Annotated in this window: 1 protein-coding gene and 1 pseudogene; both read left to right on the top strand. The window is 69.0% G+C overall.

Annotated elements, in window-relative coordinates:
- On the top strand, positions 1-833 hold an 833-nt coding region (locus tag ACZ5CR_RS45840), incomplete at its 5' end, for an ABC transporter ATP-binding protein (protein WP_468869820.1).
- A gap of 148 nt (positions 834-981) precedes the next feature.
- Positions 982-1,260 (top strand): annotated as a pseudogene (locus ACZ5CR_RS45835) (2-aminoethylphosphonate ABC transporter permease subunit); the annotation flags it as partial.

Raw genomic sequence — 1,260 nt, 5'->3', positions numbered from 1 at the left:
ATCAGCGGGGGATCGGGATGGTCGTCCAGCAGTACGCGCTCTTCCCTCACATGCGGGTCGAGGACAATGTCGCCTTCGGCATGAAGGCGCAGAAGGTCGCCAAGTCCGAGATTCCGGGGCGGGTCGCCGAGGCGCTGGAGATGACGGGGATGGCCTCGTACGCCAAGCGGTTTCCCCGGGAGCTTTCCGGGGGGCAGCAGCAGCGGGTCGCCATCGCGCGGGCGTTGGCCATTCGGCCGGGGGTGTTGTTGCTGGATGAGCCGCTTTCCGCGCTCGACGCGCAGTTGCGGTCGGGGATGCTGGCTGAACTTGCCCGGCTGCACCGGGAGTTGCCGGACGTCTCGATTCTGTACGTCACCCATGACCAGGTGGAGGCCTTGACCCTGGCCGATCGGATTGCCGTCATGGACCGGGCGCGGTTGCGGGACTGCGGGACTCCGCAGGAGCTTTATCGGACGCCTCGGACTGAGTTCACGGCTTCGTTCGTGGGCAATGCGAACCTGCTGCCGGTGGCTGTTGGCTCTGGTGACGTCGCCTTCGGCGGGGCCGAGTTGAAGGTCGACACCGGGGGTGTCGCCCGGGGGGCTACTGCCACCTTGTGCGTGCGGCCGCATCTGGTCGGGCTTGGCGATGGGCCCAATGCCCTGACGGGCAGCGTTGCCGAGGTCCAATGGCGGGGCGCCACCCATCGGTTGTACGTCGATGTCGCGGGCCACCGGGTTAAGGCGGACCTCCGGGAGCTTCGGACCCCGCCGGGTATCGGTGACGAGGTCACGCTGCATTTCGCGCCGGAAGACGCGGTGCTGCTGTCGGGTGGTGTGGCCGATGGCTAGCTCTGGTGGACGCCTCGTTAAAGGCGCCCCGGCAGTGGGGGCTGTCAGTGGGTCGGGACCCGCCCTGCGGGACGCCTGCCCACAGCAGGGACAGCCGGGGCGCTCGGGCGGGCGGGAGAAGGGCGACAGCCCCTCGCCGAAGCGCCAAGTGCCTGCCCTCGTATGGGCCCTGCCCCCCATCGCTCTCCTCGCCCTCTTCTTTCTCTACCCCCTCGCCCTCGTCGTCCAGCAGTCCGTTCAGCCCGACACTGGCGGGACCTCCCTCCAGCCCTACTCCGACGTCTTCGGCTCCGAAGCGTTCCGGGAGGCGCTCGGGACCACTGTGTGGCTGGCCGTCGGGTCCACGGTCGGGTGTCTCGTGCTCGGGTTCGCGCTCGCGCTGATCATCGCCTTCGTGCCGTTCCCGGGAGGGAAAGCCGTCGCCCGG

The sequence above is a fragment of the Streptomyces sp. NPDC031274 genome, from assembly GCF_055570235.1.
Note: the sequence above shows the minus strand (reverse complement) of the source record. Positions and strands in the feature narration are given on the sequence as shown.